This is a genomic window from Pseudaquabacterium terrae (genome assembly GCF_013266755.1).
Classification (GTDB): domain Bacteria; phylum Pseudomonadota; class Gammaproteobacteria; order Burkholderiales; family Burkholderiaceae_C; genus Pseudaquabacterium; species Pseudaquabacterium terrae.
In genome coordinates this window covers 43,999-57,381 of the sequence record NZ_JABRWJ010000015.1, presented here as the reverse complement: position 1 = coordinate 57,381, position 13,383 = coordinate 43,999, and the positions used below count along the sequence as shown (strand labels likewise).

Here is a 13,383-nt window from a genome sequence, read left to right as displayed (position 1 = left end):
AAGCACTGAATTCGGAGAAATAGACATGGCAGCAAAAGACGTGGTCTTCGGCGCTGACGCGCGCCACCGCATGGTCGAAGGCGTGAACATTCTGGCCAACGCGGTCAAGGTCACGCTGGGCCCGAAGGGCCGCAACGTGGTGCTCGAGCGCTCGTTCGGCGCCCCCACCGTCACGAAGGACGGTGTCTCGGTCGCCAAGGAGATCGAGCTCAAGGACAAGCTCCAGAACATGGGCGCGCAGATGGTCAAGGAAGTCGCTTCCAAGACCAGCGACAACGCCGGTGACGGCACCACCACCGCGACCGTGCTGGCTCAGTCGATCGTGCGCGAAGGCATGAAGTTCGTCGCCGCCGGCATGAACCCGATGGACCTGAAGCGCGGCATCGACAAGGCCGTGCTGGCCCTGACCGAAGAGCTGAAGAAGGCCTCGAAGCCGACGACGACCAGCAAGGAAATCAGCCAGGTCGGCTCGATCTCGGCGAACTCCGACGAGTCGATCGGCAAGATCATCGCCGACGCGATGGACAAGGTCGGCAAGGAAGGCGTCATCACCGTCGAAGACGGCAAGAGCCTGAACAACGAGCTCGACGTCGTCGAAGGCATGCAGTTCGACCGCGGTTACCTGTCGCCGTACTTCATCAACAACCCGGACAAGCAGTCGGCGGTGCTCGAGAATCCGTTCGTGCTGCTGTACGACAAGAAGATCAGCAACATCCGCGACCTGCTGCCGACGCTGGAGCAGGTGGCCAAGAGCGGCCGTCCGCTGCTGATCATCGCCGAGGAAGTTGAAGGCGAAGCGCTGGCGACCCTGGTCGTCAACACGATCCGCGGGATCCTGAAGGTCGTCGCCGTCAAGGCACCGGGCTTCGGTGATCGTCGCAAGGCGATGCTCGAAGACATCGCGATCCTGACCGGCGGCAAGGTCATCGCCGAAGAAGTCGGCCTGACGCTCGAGAAGGTCACGCTGGCGGATCTGGGCCAGGCCAAGCGCGTCGAGGTGGGCAAGGAGAACACCACGCTGATCGACGGCAACGGTGCCGCGGCCGACATCGAAGCGCGTGTCAAGCAGATCCGCGTACAGATCGAGGAAGCGACCAGCGACTACGACCGCGAAAAGCTCCAGGAGCGCGTGGCCAAGCTGGCCGGCGGCGTGGCGGTGATCAAGGTCGGCGCCGCGACCGAAGTCGAGATGAAGGAAAAGAAGGCCCGCGTCGAAGATGCGCTGCACGCCACGCGCGCTGCCGTCGAAGAAGGCATCGTGGCGGGTGGCGGCGTCGCGTTCCTGCGCGCACGCGCCGCGATCGGCTCGATCAAGGGCGACAACACCGACCAGGACGCCGGCATCAAGATCGTGCTGCGCGCGATCGAGCAGCCGCTGCGCGAAATCGTCGCCAACGCCGGTGGCGAGCCGAGCGTGGTGATCAACAAGGTGCTGGAAGGCAAGGGCAACTTCGGCTTCAATGCCGCCAACGACACCTACGGCGACATGATCGAGATGGGCATCCTGGATCCCACCAAGGTCACCCGCACCGCGCTGCAGAACGCCGCGTCGGTCGCCGGCCTGATGCTGACGACCGAAGCGATGGTCGCCGAAGCGCCGAAGGAAGACACCCCGATGCCGGGCGGCGGCGGCATGGGCGGCATGGGCGGCATGGGCATGGACATGTAAGTCCTGCCCGGACAGCTCGCACAAACCCTCCCGAACGCTGTTCGGGAGGGTTTTTTTCTTTGTCGCGAGAGCCAGAAAGCACAAAGGGCGCCTTGGCGCCCTTTGTGCTTCTTGCCCACCTGCACGGCGGGCAACAGATGGATCAGGTGCGGCGACGACGCGAAGCCGCTGCCAGCCCGGCGAGCGCAACACCGGCCAGGACCAGCGTCCCCGGCTCGGGCACGGGATCCGGATCAACGCTCGTGAACGAACCTGCCTCGATGAAGACGGCCGAGTCCAGTGCATCATCGCCTCGGTCGTAGATGCGGAACTCGAACGTGTTGACGGCGTTGACCAACAGGCCACTCGCCTTCAGCACCACCGTCAGCCCGTCGTACTCGATGTCCAGGCCGAGGCTCGCGCAGTTGTTGATTTCTTCGGGACGCGCGTTGTTACGGTAGAGATTCGAGTTGGTCGTGCAGTTGATGTTGTCGACTTCCACCGGACCACCCGGCACCGTCGCGATGTTGACGCCGTTGAGCAACAACTCGAACTTGTCGTTGAAGCCTTGGCCCACGAAGTCCGTGTACTCCTCCGACGCGAAGACGTACTTGAAGAACACCTTGCCCGTGTCCGACTCGAAATCGAACTTCAGGGACGTAAAGTCGAAGACCGTCTCACCGTTGGGCAATACCGTGGCGCCGCCACCGTCGCCGGTGCAATCGGTCAGTGCATTCGGTCCGCTCGGTCCGGTCGAGGCAGGGACGCAATCGGTCGTGCCCGTCGTCAAGACGATGCCGGTATCGAAGCCGACCGGCGCAAGCGCGCCCGTTCCGCCGCCCGTGAATGTCCCCGAAGGCGAGCTCAGCCCGGAGGTCAGGGTCGCATTGCTGAACGAGATGCCCGCGCCGACGATGGCCGTGGCAAGCGTGTCGGCGTTCTTGGTGCTTGTCACAGCAACAGCCTGAGCGCCAACCGCTGCAGCGGCCAGAGCGCAAGCGGCGGCGATCTGCTTGAACATCATCTGATTCTCCTGGTGAGTTTTGGGTAGCCTGGCGGCCCAATCCGCTCGACAAACAGCAAACTCTGTGCCATCAAGAGAAAGTACCGATCGATCAATGAGTTACCGACTCGTATCGAACCGTGTCCCGGCCTGATGTAAGGCCTGTCGACACCCCTGATCTCGGTGTGCCGGGAGCGCCGGCAGTCGTGCGTGGCGCGCGACGCATAATCCCGCCCAGCAACACATGCAGCCGAACCGCCGCCCCACCCTGCAGGATTTCGTCGACGACGAGATGCTGCGCGCGCCCTTGCTGTTCGATCAGGTCGTCGATGCCGTGCTCGAAATGTGGCGCAAGTCGATGGGCCAGGGGCTGCGTCACGGCATCGACGCACCGCGCGTGCTGCAGAACCATCGCGGCGATCTCGTCGCCGCGGCCGTGAGGGCGCTGCGCCAGCAAATCGCAGCCCATCGGGGCACCGCGCCGCCCGCCCCGGCGCCCGGCGGCGCGCCTGCCGCACCGGCGCCCGCGCCGAAGCTCGAGCTGTCCTTGATCGACGAAGACGAAGTGACCGTCGACATCGAGATCTCGCGCGCCATCGAACGCATCAAGTCGATGGCCGAGTTCGAGCTGCGCGAGTTGCAGGCGTTCACCTCCGCGCTGGTCGGCGACTTCAACGTCTCGAAGGACACCAATCCGTTCCGCCCCGAGGCCTATGTGCGGGCCCTGTGGCAGGGGGCGCAATGCCTGCCGATGAGCCGGGGCGGCCAGGCCGCGTTGCTGCATGACGGCGCCGACATGCTGGCGCGGACGCTGCGCCAGGGTTATGCCGCGGCCTGCAGCCGACTCGAGGACCAGGGGGTCGAGCCAGCGGTCTACCGCACCATCGTCGTCTCACCGACCACCCGGGGCCCGGTGCATCACGAAGCGCCGCCGTCCTCGGTTCCGGTCAGCCTGCAGCAGATCCGCCACAGCTTGCCGGCGCCGCTCGGCGAGCCGACGCCCAGCGTGCATGGCGCGCTCAGCGCCGGCCCGCGCATCGATCAGCAGCTGATCGACCTGCTGTCGCGCCTGTTCGACGCGATCCAGTCCGACCGGTTGCTGTCACCGCCGTGCATGGCCTTGCTGCTGCGGCTGCATCCGACGGCCCTGCGCCTCGCGGTGCAGGACGCGTCGATGCTCGACGACTACGATCACGCGGTCTGGCGCTTCATGGACCGGCTCGCCTTCGGCATCGCGACGGCGCACACGATCGAGCTCGAGCGCTGGCTGGCCTTCGCCCGCCAGCTCGTCGACCACCTCGTCGCGGACAGTGCCGCCGACGTCGCACGGTTCGAATGGGCCCTCGAACGCGTCACCGCCTACGAGCGCCACAGCTTCGAGCGCGCGCTGCTGGTCGCCCAGCCGGAGATCAGCAGCCTGCAGCAGACGACCGACCCGGCGGAGCAGACGCTGGACATCGAGACGATGGACACCGTGCCGGCAGAGCTGCTGCCGGACGAGGCCACGATCTCGCCGGCCAGCGCCAACCAGCCGATCGTGCTGCAGCTCGGCGAGCACCTGCGCGCCTACCTGCAGGGCGACTGGCGGCTGATGCAGCTGTTGTGGTTCGATCGCAGCGGCGACACCTGGCTGCTGCGCGATGCGGCGACGCCGCGCCACTGGGCGCTGCGCCTGCGGGCGATCGAACGCCTGGCGGCCGCGCAGCTGGCGCTGCCGGTGCGGCCGCGTTCGCTGGTGCGCGCCGCGGCCGACCGCGTGCTGCGCTCGATGCCCCCCATCACGCGCTGATGCGCAGCGCGGCGTGGGCCGGGCGCGCGGTGATGCCGCTTCTGGCTGCGCTGGCCTGTCTCGCAGGCCTGTCGACGATCGCCGCCGCCGCGCCAGCCGATGCCGCGCGCGGCGTTGAAGCACGGCGCCCGAAGATCGGGCTCGTGCTGTCCGGCGGCGGCGCGCGCGGACTGGCGCACGTCGGCGTGCTGAAGGTGCTGGAACAGATGCAGGTGCCGATCGACGTGATCGCCGGCACCTCGATGGGCGCCATCGTCGGCGGCCTGTACGCCAGCGGCATGCAGGCCGACGAGCTCGAGCGCGAGCTGCTTCAGGTGCACTGGGACGAGGTCTTCTCGCCGCGCATCGAGCGCCGCCATCTCTCGCAGCGGCGCAAGGAAGAGGACTTCGAGATCTCGCCGCTGATCGAGCTGGGCTACCGCGACGGCGAGCTGCGCACGCCGCAAGGCGCGGTGTCCAGCCGTGGCCTCGAATCGCTGCTGCGCCGCTACACGCTGCCGGTGCGCGCCGCCAAAACCTTCGACGAGCTGCCGATCGCCTTCCGCGCCGTCGCCACCGACATGGAAACCGGCGCGGCGGTGATCCTCGACCGCGGCGACCTGGCGCTGGCGCTGCGCTCGAGCATGAGCGTGCCCGGCGTCTTCGCGCCGACCGAGGTCGACGGCCGCATCCTCGGCGACGGCGGTCTGGTCAACAACACGCCGGTGGACGTGGTGCGTGCGCTCGGTGCCGAGGTGGTGATCGTCGTCAACATCGGCACGCCGCTGGCCGGCCGCGAGAGCTTCGGCTCGGCGCTCGGCCTGACGCAGCAGATGATCAACATCCTGACCGAGCAGAACGTGCAGCGCAGCCTGGCGTCGCTGGCGGCGCAGGACGTGCTGATCGCGCCGTCGCTCGGCCGCCTGAGCTCATCGGACTTCGCGCAGGTGCGGCAGCTGATCGCACTCGGCGACGCCGGCGCGCGCGGCCGCAGCGAACAGCTGTCGCGGCTGGGCCTGGATGCCCGCGCCTACGCCGCGTGGCGCGCCGGCCATGCCGCGCGCTCGCTCGAGCCGACGCGGCTGGCCTTCGTGCGCATCGAGGGCACGACGCGGACCAACCCCGAGCGCCTGCAGCAGATGCTCGAGTCGAAGCCGGGCCAGGCGTTCGACGCCGCGCGCGCCGAGCTGGACGCGAAGCGCCTGGCCGGCGGCGGCGACTATGTGCGCGCCGACTTCCAGCTGGTGCGCGAAGCCAGTGGCGACGGCCTGGTCTTCGACCTCGAGGACAAGTCCTGGGGCCCTCACTACCTGCGCGCCGGGCTCGACCTGAGCACCGATTTCCGCGGCCGCAGCGCCTTCACGCTGAAGCTCAGCCACAACCGGCACTGGCTGACGAAGAACGGCACCGAGTGGCGCAACCGCGTGCAGATCGGCGAGGCGCCGGGGCTGTTCACCGAGCTGTACCACCCGCTGCTGTGGACCTCGTCACGCGCCGACGACTGGTTCGTCGCCGGCTACACCGGCGTCGAACGCCGCCGCCAGCCGATCTACGCCGCCGACACCGGCGACGAGGACGCCGTGTTCCGGCGCGACCTGTTCTTCAGCGGCATCGACATCGGCCAGCCGTGGGGTGAATTCGGCGAGCTGCGGCTGGGCTGGTCGACGCTCGGGCTGCGTGCCGTGCCGATCGTCATCGGCGCCGGCTTCCAGGGGCCGACACAACGGCTGCACTTCGCCGAGAACGGCTTGCGCGCCCGCGTGGTGATCGACCAGCTCGACTTCGCGAGCTTCCCGCAGTCCGGCTACCGCCTCGACAGCGAGCTCGCGTGGGGCCGGCGCAGCGGCGACCTGCGCGGCGACTTCACGCGCATCGAGCTGCACGCCACCGGCGCGCGCAGCTTCGGCGCCCACACCGTCAATCTGCACGGCACGCTGCTGATGGCCGGCCAGCGCCGCGGCGACAGCATCCAGCGCTATTCGCTCGGCGGCTTCCACCAGCTATCGGGTTATCAGAGCGGCCAACTGAGCGGCAACAACGTGCTGTTGACGCGTCTGACCTGGTACCGCCGGCTCACGCAGGCGCCGACGCTGACGCGCGGCTTCTTCATCGGCGGCTCGCTGGAGCTCGGCAACGCCTGGGCCGAGCGCCGCGACGTGCGCCTGGGCTCGCTGCGCAGCGGCATGAGCCTGTTCGTCGGCGCCGACACCGGCATCGGCCCGCTCTACCTCGGCTTCACCTACGCACCGCGCGGCGTGCCGGGCGTCGTGCTGTTCATCGGCAGGCCCTGAAAGCCGTGCGGCAGCGTCAGGTCGAAGCTCTCGACCGACGGTTCCATGCATGCAGCGTCACCGCGGCGTCGCCCAACCCCTGCCGCGTCAGGGCCGAGAACAGTGTGATGCTGATGTCGGCCGCATCGGTCGCCAGCTCACCCAGCACCTTCTGCGCCGCCATCAGCGCCTTCGCGCCCTCGTTGCGGCTCAACTTGTCGGCCTTGGTCAGCAGCACCAGCAGCTTGACCTCGCCGTTGCCGACGCGCTGGGCGACGAAGTCGAGCAGCTGGCGGTCGAGCGGCGTGAAACCATGGCGCGAATCGACCATCATCACGACGCCGGCCAGCGCGCTGCGGTGCGCGAGGTAATCGGCCATCACCTGCTGCCAGCGCAGCTTCGCATCGCGCGCGACGGCGGCATAGCCGTAGCCCGGCAGGTCGGTCCACAGCGCGTCGGGCGCATCCGGGGGGCCGAGCTCGAACAGGTTGATGTGCTGCGTGCGGCCCGGCGTCTTCGATGCGAACGCGAGCCGCCGCACCTGCGCCAGCGTATTGATGGCCGTCGACTTGCCCGCATTGCTGCGGCCGACGAAGGCTGTTTCGGGCCGGTCGGGTGGCGGAAGTTGGTCGAGCCGGCTGGCGGTGGTCAGGAAACGTGCGCTGTGCGTCCAGCCCAGCGCCGCGCGTTCTTCGGCGGTGGCACCGGCCGGATCGGTGGGCTTGGAGGGCGCGCGGTCGGGAGAGGTCATGGAGCATTGTAAAATCGCTCGGTTTTGCCTACCCGCACCCATCCAAGGTTCATCCCGACATGAAGTCGATGCTCGCCCTGACGTTGCTGGCCGCGCTGGCCGCGCCCGCCCTCGCCGCCGACGCCCCCGCCGCTGCCGCCAAGCCGGACCTGGCCAAGGGCGAGGCGATCTCGAAGCAGGTGTGCGCCGCCTGCCACACCGCCGATGGCACGCGCGGCACGCCGGCCAATCCGATCATCGCCGGCCAGCATCGCGACTACCTGTTCAAGCAGCTGGCCGAGTTCAAGGAAGGCAAGCGGCTGAATCCGGTGATGCAGGGCATGGTCGCGCCGCTGTCGGAAGCCGACCTGAAGAACGTCGCCGCGTTCTACGCGGCCAAGGACACCAAGCCGGGCGTCGCCCGCAACAAGCAATCGGTGACGCTGGGCGAGAAGATCTACCGCGGTGGCATCGCCGACAAGCAGGTCCCAGCCTGCGCCGGCTGCCACAGCCCGAGCGGCGCCGGCATCCCGGCGCAGTACCCGCGCCTGGGCGGCCAGCACGCCGACTACACCGAAGCGCAGCTGATGGCCTTCCGCGACGGCAAGCGCGGCAACTCGACGCAGATGCAGCAGGTCGCGCAGAAGATGAGCGATCGCGAGATCCGCGCCGTCGCCGACTACATGGCCGGGCTGCGCTGACTGCAGACTCCCCCTTTTCCTGCACGAGGGCCGGTCACTGACCGGCCCTCGGCGTTTTCGCGTCTTCGAACCGGATAATCCGCCCCATGCTTCCCGCCCCTTCCGGCACCGCGCCGCGCGAGCAGCCGTCGCACGCGGTGCGCGATGCGTTCGAGCTGGTGTCCTCGATGCGCTTCGCGATCGCGCTGTTCGTGCTGATCTGCATCGCGTCGATCATCGGCACCGTCGTCAAGCAGAACGAGCCGTACAACAACTACGTCAACCAGTTCGGTCCGTTCTGGGCCGAGGCCTTCGGCGCGGTGGGGCTCTATGCGATCTACAGCACGCCGTGGTTCCTGCTGATCCTCGCCTTCCTGGTGGTCTCGACCAGCCTGTGCATCGCGCGCAACGCGCCGAAGATCGTTGCCGACCTGCGCAGCTACAAGGAATCGGTGCGCGAGCAGGCGCTGATGGCCTTCCATCACCGCGCCCACGGGCGGCTGGCGCTGGCCCCGGACGCCGCGCTGCAGCGCGCCTCGGCCCTGCTCGCGTCGCATGGCTGGCAGGCGCGTGCGCAGGTGCGCGAAGGCGGCACGATGGTCGCCGCGCGCAAGGGCGTGGCGAACAAGCTCGGCTACCTCGCCGCGCACTCGGCGATCGTGCTGATCTGCATCGGCGGGCTGCTCGACGGCGACCTGATCGTGCGCACGCAGATGGCGCTGCTCGGCAAGAGCACCTATGCGGGCGGCGGCTTGATCCGCGACGTCGCGCCGCAGCACCGGTTGTCCGAGCGCAACCCCACCTTCCGCGGCAACCTGCTGGTCACCGAAGGCGCGCGCGCCGGCGTCGCGGTGCTCAACATGTCCGACGGCATCGTGCTGCAGGAGCTGCCGTTCGACATCGAGCTGAAGAAGTTCAAGGTCGACTTCTACGACACCGGCATGCCCAAGCTCTTCGCCAGCGACATCGTGATCCACGATCGCGCGAGCGGCGAGCGCAAGGAGGCCACCGTCAAGGTCAACGAGCCGGCCTTCCACCGCGGCGTCGCGATCTACCAGAGCAGCTTCGATGACGGCGGCTCGCAGCTGACGGTGCAGGCGCTGCCGATGACGGCCGGCGGCCAGCGCTTCCCGATCGAATCGACGGTCGGCGGCTCGACGTCGCTGACCAACGGCGACCAGAAGCTGACGATCGAATTCACCGGGCTGCGCGTGATCAACGTCGAGAACCTCGACAGCGCGGGCAGCGCCGACAACAGCGCCACCGACGTGCGCAAGGTCGACCTGGTCAGCTCGCTCGACAAGCACCTCGGCTCGGGCGCCAAGACGACGAAGGACAAGACGCTGCGCAACGTCGGCCCGTCGTTCAGCTACAAGCTGCGCGACGCCAGCGGCCAGGCGCGCGAGTACAACAACTACATGCTGCCGGTGCAGATGGAGGGCCAATCGCTGTTCCTGGCCGGCGTTCGCGACACGCCGGCCGAGCCCTTCCGCTACCTGCGCATGCCGGCCGACGACCAGGGCAACCTCGACGGCTGGCTGCGCCTGAAGGCAGCGCTGGCCAACCCGGCGCTGCGCGAGCAGGCCGCGCGCCGCTACGTGGCGCTGGCGACGCCGGCCGACAAGCCGCAGATGGCCGATCAGCTGCTGGTCACCGCCCAGCGCGTGCTGCAGCTATTCGCCGGCAGCGGCGCTGCGCAGGGCGCGACCCAATCGGGCCTGAACGCGCTGGCACAGTTCATCGAGTCGACGGTGCCGGAGGCCGAGCGCACGCGCATTTCCGAGGTGCTGCTGCGCATCCTCAACGGCACGCTGTTCGAGCTGGCGAACCTGTCGCGCGAGCAGGCTGGCGTCAAGCCGATGACCAGCGACGAGGCCAGCGCGCGCTTCATGCAGCAGGCCGTGCTGTCGCTGTCCGACGCGACGTTCTATCCGGCGCCGGTGCTGCTGCAGCTGAGCGATTTCAAGCAGGTCCAGGCCAGCGTGTTCCAGGTCGCGCGCGCGCCGGGGCAGAAGCTGGTCTACCTCGGCGCGGCGCTGCTGATCATCGGCGTCTTCGCGATGCTGTACATCCGGGAACGGCGCCTGTGGATCTGGCTCCAACCGGACTCGGGCGGCGGCACGCGAATGCGTGCCGCGCTGTCGACGACTCGGCGCACACTCGATGCCGATGCCGAATTTGAATCGCTGAAGACCGCGCTGCTGCACGACGCCCTGCCCGACGAACCCGCGACCGACGAGGAAGCGCGATGAACACCACGACAACCTCCACCACTGCCACGACGATCGCCCTCGGCCGCCCCGGGCTGCTGGCGCGGCGCAACCTCGGCGATTGGCTGTTCGCGCTGGCGATCGCCGCCGGCGCGGCCTATGCGTTCCGCCGCTACCAGGCGTCGATGGACGGCTACGAGCAGGCGATCCTCGTCGGCGCCGTGCCGGCGCTGATCGCGCTGGGCTGGTTCTGGCGTTCGCTGCGGGCGCTGTCGGTCGGCGTCGGCGCCGCCGCGCTGCTGGCGGTGGCGCTGTACAGCCGCACCAGCGACGGCTTCGGTGCCGACCTGGCGCAGGCCGAGAACGTCTTCCTGCTGAAGTACTTCCTGTCGAGCCAGAGCGCGATCCTCTGGATGGGCGTGCTGTTCTTCATGAGCACCGCGATGTACTGGATCGGCCTGTTCGTGCGGTCCGACGACAACAGCGCGCAGCGCCTGGGCTCGCTGATGGCCTGGGCCGGCGTCTTCATGGCGCTCACCGGCACGCTGGTGCGCTGGTACGAGAGCCACCAGATCGGCCCCGACATCGGCCACATCCCCGTCAGCAACCTGTACGAGGTGTTCGTGCTGTTCTGCTGGCTGACTGCCGCCTTCTACCTGTACTACGAGCAGCACTACAAGACGCGCGCGCTGGGCGCTTTCGTGATGCTGGTGGTCTCGGCGGCGGTCGGCTTCCTGGCCTGGTACACGGTGGCGCGTGATGCGCACCAGATCCAGCCGCTGGTCCCGGCCCTGCAGAGCTGGTGGATGAAGCTGCACGTGCCCGCGAACTTCATCGGCTACGGCACCTTCTCGCTCGCCGCGATGGTCGCCTTCGCCTACCTGGTGCAGCGCCAAGCCGGCGAGACGAACTGGTGGAAGCTGGCGCCGCTGGCGCTGATGGGCATCGTGCTGTGCCTGCAACCCGTCGTTTTCCGCAGAAATGCGATCGCCGGGCTGTCGAGCTACTGGGCCGTGTATTTCGGTGTCGCCATCCTGATCGTCGGCGGCATCCTCGCCGGCCGCCGCCGCATCGCCGCGCGCCTGCCGGCGCCCGAGGTGCTCGACGACGTGATGTACAAGTCCATCGCCGTCGGCTTCGCGTTCTTCACCATCGCCACCATCCTCGGCGCCTTCTGGGCTGCCGAAGCCTGGGGCGGCTACTGGAGCTGGGATCCGAAGGAGACCTGGGCACTGATCGTCTGGTTGAACTACGCGGCCTGGCTGCACATGCGCCTGATGAAGGGCCTGCGCGGCACGATGTCGGCGTGGTGGGCGCTGGCCGGTCTGCTGGTCACCAGCTTTGCGTTCCTGGGCGTCAACATGTTCCTGTCCGGGCTGCACTCGTACGGCGAACTTTGAACTTGGCGTAAGGCTCGAGGCTCCCACCCGACTGAAGCAGTAGACAAGGAGCCCGAGCACCATGCTGTTGTTGCCCAAAGACCGCGGATTCATCCACTCCGTCGCCTCGGAGATCACGCCGCGCGACCTCTACCTGCGCCGGCGCGACTGGCTGCTCGGCAGCGCCGCGCTGGCCTTCGGCGGCGCGGCCGTCGCGCAGGGCAAGGGCGCGAAGCTCGCCGCGACGCCCAGCAACGTGGCCGGCGCCAACGCGATGACGGTGCCGACCGCCTTCAACGACGCCTCCAGCTACAACAACTTCTACGAGTTCGGCACCGACAAGTCCGACCCGGCGCGCAATGCGCACACGCTGAAGACGCGGCCGTGGACCGTTGCCGTCGAAGGCGCGGTCAAGAAGCCGAAGACCTACGACCTCGACGAGCTGCTGAAGCTGTCGCCGATGGAAGAGCGCCTGTACCGGCTGCGCTGCGTCGAAGGCTGGTCGATGGTGATCCCGTGGATCGGCTATTCGCTGGCCGAGCTGATCAAGCAGGTCGAGCCGACCGGCAACGCGAAGTACGTCGAGTTCATCACGCTGGCCGACCCGAAGACGATGCCCTATGTCGGCTCTCGCGTGCTCGAGTGGCCGTACGTCGAGGGCCTGCGCCTCGACGAGGCGATGCACCCGCTGACACTGTTGAGCTTCGGCATGTACGGCGAGGTGCTGCCGAACCAGAACGGCGCGCCGGTGCGCCTGGTCGTGCCGTGGAAGTACGGTTTCAAGAGCGGCAAGTCGATCGTCAAGATTCGGTTCGTCGAGAAGCAGCCGAACACTGCATGGGTCAAGGCCGCGCCGCAGGAATACGGCTTCTACTCGAACGTCAATCCGAAGGTCGACCACCCGCGCTGGAGCCAGGCCACCGAGCGGCGCATCGGCGACGCCGGCGGCATCTTCGCGAAGAAGCGGCCGACGCTGATGTTCAACGGCTACGAGCCGCAGGTCGGCCAGCTCTACAGCGGGCTCGACCTGGCGAAGAACTTCTGACGCGGCGCCGGTGAACAAGCTGCTGCTGCACCCGGCGACCAAGCCGGTGCTGTTCTTGCTCGCATTGCTGCCGTTCGCGCAGCTGCTCTGGGGCGCGATCGCCAACACGCTCGGCGCCAACCCGGCCGAGGCGCTGATCCGCGGCACCGGCGACTGGGTGCTGCGCTTCCTGTGCATCACGCTGGCGATCACGCCGCTGCGCGAGATCAGCGGCTGGAGCGCGCTGGCGCGGCTGCGCCGAATGACCGGCCTGTACGCGTTCTTCTACGCCGTGCTGCACTTCCTGTGCTACGCCTGGCTCGACATGGGCCTCGTGCTGGACGACATCGTGCGCGACATCCCGAAGCGCCCGTTCGTCCTCGTCGGCACGCTGGCGCTGCTGCTGATGACGCCGCTCGCCGCGACCTCGTTCAACCGCGCCATCAAGGCGCTCGGCGCGGCGCGCTGGAAGATGCTGCACAAGCTGGTCTACGCCATCGTGCTGCTCGGACTGCTGCATTTCTTCTGGATGCGCGCCGGCAAGAACGACTTCGCCGAGTGGTCGATCTACGCGCTGTTCGTCGCGCTGCTGCTCGGCTGGCGGCTACGCAAGCTGGCCGGCCGGGTGTTCATCAAGCGGGCCCGCACGCCGGCTGACGCTCGGTAACGAG

Annotated in this window: 10 protein-coding genes; 8 read left to right on the top strand and 2 right to left on the bottom strand. The window is 68.1% G+C overall.

Going from position 1 to position 13,383, the window contains the following annotated elements; translation table 11 throughout:
* The first annotated feature begins 25 nt into the window (after positions 1-25).
* On the top strand, positions 26-1,669 hold the full coding sequence (groL, locus tag HLB44_RS33460) for a chaperonin GroEL (protein WP_173134076.1): 1,644 nt from the start codon (positions 26-28) through the stop codon (positions 1,667-1,669).
* Positions 1,670-1,811: 142 nt separating this feature from the next.
* Here groL and HLB44_RS33455 read toward each other — a convergent pair whose 3' ends face one another.
* Positions 1,812-2,669, bottom strand: a complete 858-nt coding sequence (locus HLB44_RS33455; protein WP_173134074.1) for a choice-of-anchor L family PEP-CTERM protein — start codon at positions 2,667-2,669, stop codon at positions 1,812-1,814.
* A gap of 226 nt (positions 2,670-2,895) precedes the next feature.
* Between HLB44_RS33455 and HLB44_RS33450 the strand changes: the two genes are divergently transcribed.
* Positions 2,896-4,440, top strand: a complete 1,545-nt coding sequence (locus tag HLB44_RS33450; protein ID WP_173134071.1) for a DUF1631 family protein — start codon at positions 2,896-2,898, stop codon at positions 4,438-4,440.
* Positions 4,441-4,472: 32 nt separating this feature from the next.
* Entirely contained in the window at positions 4,473-6,710 is a 2,238-nt protein-coding gene (locus HLB44_RS33445; protein ID WP_246312618.1) for a patatin-like phospholipase family protein, read from the top strand.
* A gap of 16 nt (positions 6,711-6,726) precedes the next feature.
* Here HLB44_RS33445 and yihA read toward each other — a convergent pair whose 3' ends face one another.
* On the bottom strand, positions 6,727-7,440 hold the full coding sequence (gene yihA / locus HLB44_RS33440; protein WP_173134065.1) for a ribosome biogenesis GTP-binding protein YihA/YsxC: 714 nt from the start codon (positions 7,438-7,440) through the stop codon (positions 6,727-6,729).
* Between the two features lie 59 nt (positions 7,441-7,499).
* On the opposite strand from yihA, the gene HLB44_RS33435 reads away from it, so the two are divergent.
* From HLB44_RS33435 to HLB44_RS33415, 5 genes are all read left to right on the top strand, one after another.
* Positions 7,500-8,120, top strand: a complete 621-nt coding sequence (locus HLB44_RS33435; protein ID WP_173134062.1) for a c-type cytochrome — start codon at positions 7,500-7,502, stop codon at positions 8,118-8,120.
* An 86-nt stretch (positions 8,121-8,206) separates the two neighbouring features.
* Positions 8,207-10,351, top strand: coding sequence for a cytochrome c biogenesis protein ResB (locus tag HLB44_RS33430; protein WP_425500891.1), 2,145 nt, complete (start codon positions 8,207-8,209; stop codon positions 10,349-10,351).
* Entirely contained in the window at positions 10,348-11,709 is a 1,362-nt protein-coding gene (gene ccsB, locus HLB44_RS33425; RefSeq protein WP_173134059.1) for a c-type cytochrome biogenesis protein CcsB, read from the top strand. Before HLB44_RS33430 ends, ccsB begins: the two co-directional genes overlap by 4 nt.
* A 61-nt stretch (positions 11,710-11,770) precedes the next feature.
* Positions 11,771-12,733, top strand: coding sequence for a protein-methionine-sulfoxide reductase catalytic subunit MsrP (gene msrP, locus HLB44_RS33420; RefSeq protein WP_173134056.1), 963 nt, complete (start codon positions 11,771-11,773; stop codon positions 12,731-12,733).
* Between the two features lie 10 nt (positions 12,734-12,743).
* Positions 12,744-13,379 (top strand): ferric reductase-like transmembrane domain-containing protein, encoded by a 636-nt coding sequence (locus HLB44_RS33415; protein WP_173134053.1) that lies wholly within the window; start codon positions 12,744-12,746, stop codon positions 13,377-13,379.
* Positions 13,380-13,383: the final 4 nt, after the last annotated feature.

What these genes read in the sequence shown, in the direction of transcription:
- HLB44_RS33455 (WP_173134074.1), bottom strand. Translation starts at nt 2,669, where the DNA reads ATGTTCAAGCAGATCGCCGCCGCTTGCGCTCTGGCCGCTGCAGCGGTT.
- msrP (WP_173134056.1), top strand. Translation starts at nt 11,771, where the DNA reads ATGCTGTTGTTGCCCAAAGACCGCGGATTCATCCACTCCGTCGCCTCG.
- HLB44_RS33445 (WP_246312618.1), top strand. Translation starts at nt 4,473, where the DNA reads ATGCCGCTTCTGGCTGCGCTGGCCTGTCTCGCAGGCCTGTCGACGATC.
- ccsB (WP_173134059.1), top strand. Translation starts at nt 10,348, where the DNA reads ATGAACACCACGACAACCTCCACCACTGCCACGACGATCGCCCTCGGC.
- HLB44_RS33450 (WP_173134071.1), top strand. Translation starts at nt 2,896, where the DNA reads ATGCAGCCGAACCGCCGCCCCACCCTGCAGGATTTCGTCGACGACGAG.
- HLB44_RS33430 (WP_425500891.1), top strand. Translation starts at nt 8,207, where the DNA reads ATGCTTCCCGCCCCTTCCGGCACCGCGCCGCGCGAGCAGCCGTCGCAC.
- HLB44_RS33435 (WP_173134062.1), top strand. Translation starts at nt 7,500, where the DNA reads ATGAAGTCGATGCTCGCCCTGACGTTGCTGGCCGCGCTGGCCGCGCCC.
- groL (WP_173134076.1), top strand. Translation starts at nt 26, where the DNA reads ATGGCAGCAAAAGACGTGGTCTTCGGCGCTGACGCGCGCCACCGCATG.
- yihA (WP_173134065.1), bottom strand. Translation starts at nt 7,440, where the DNA reads ATGACCTCTCCCGACCGCGCGCCCTCCAAGCCCACCGATCCGGCCGGT.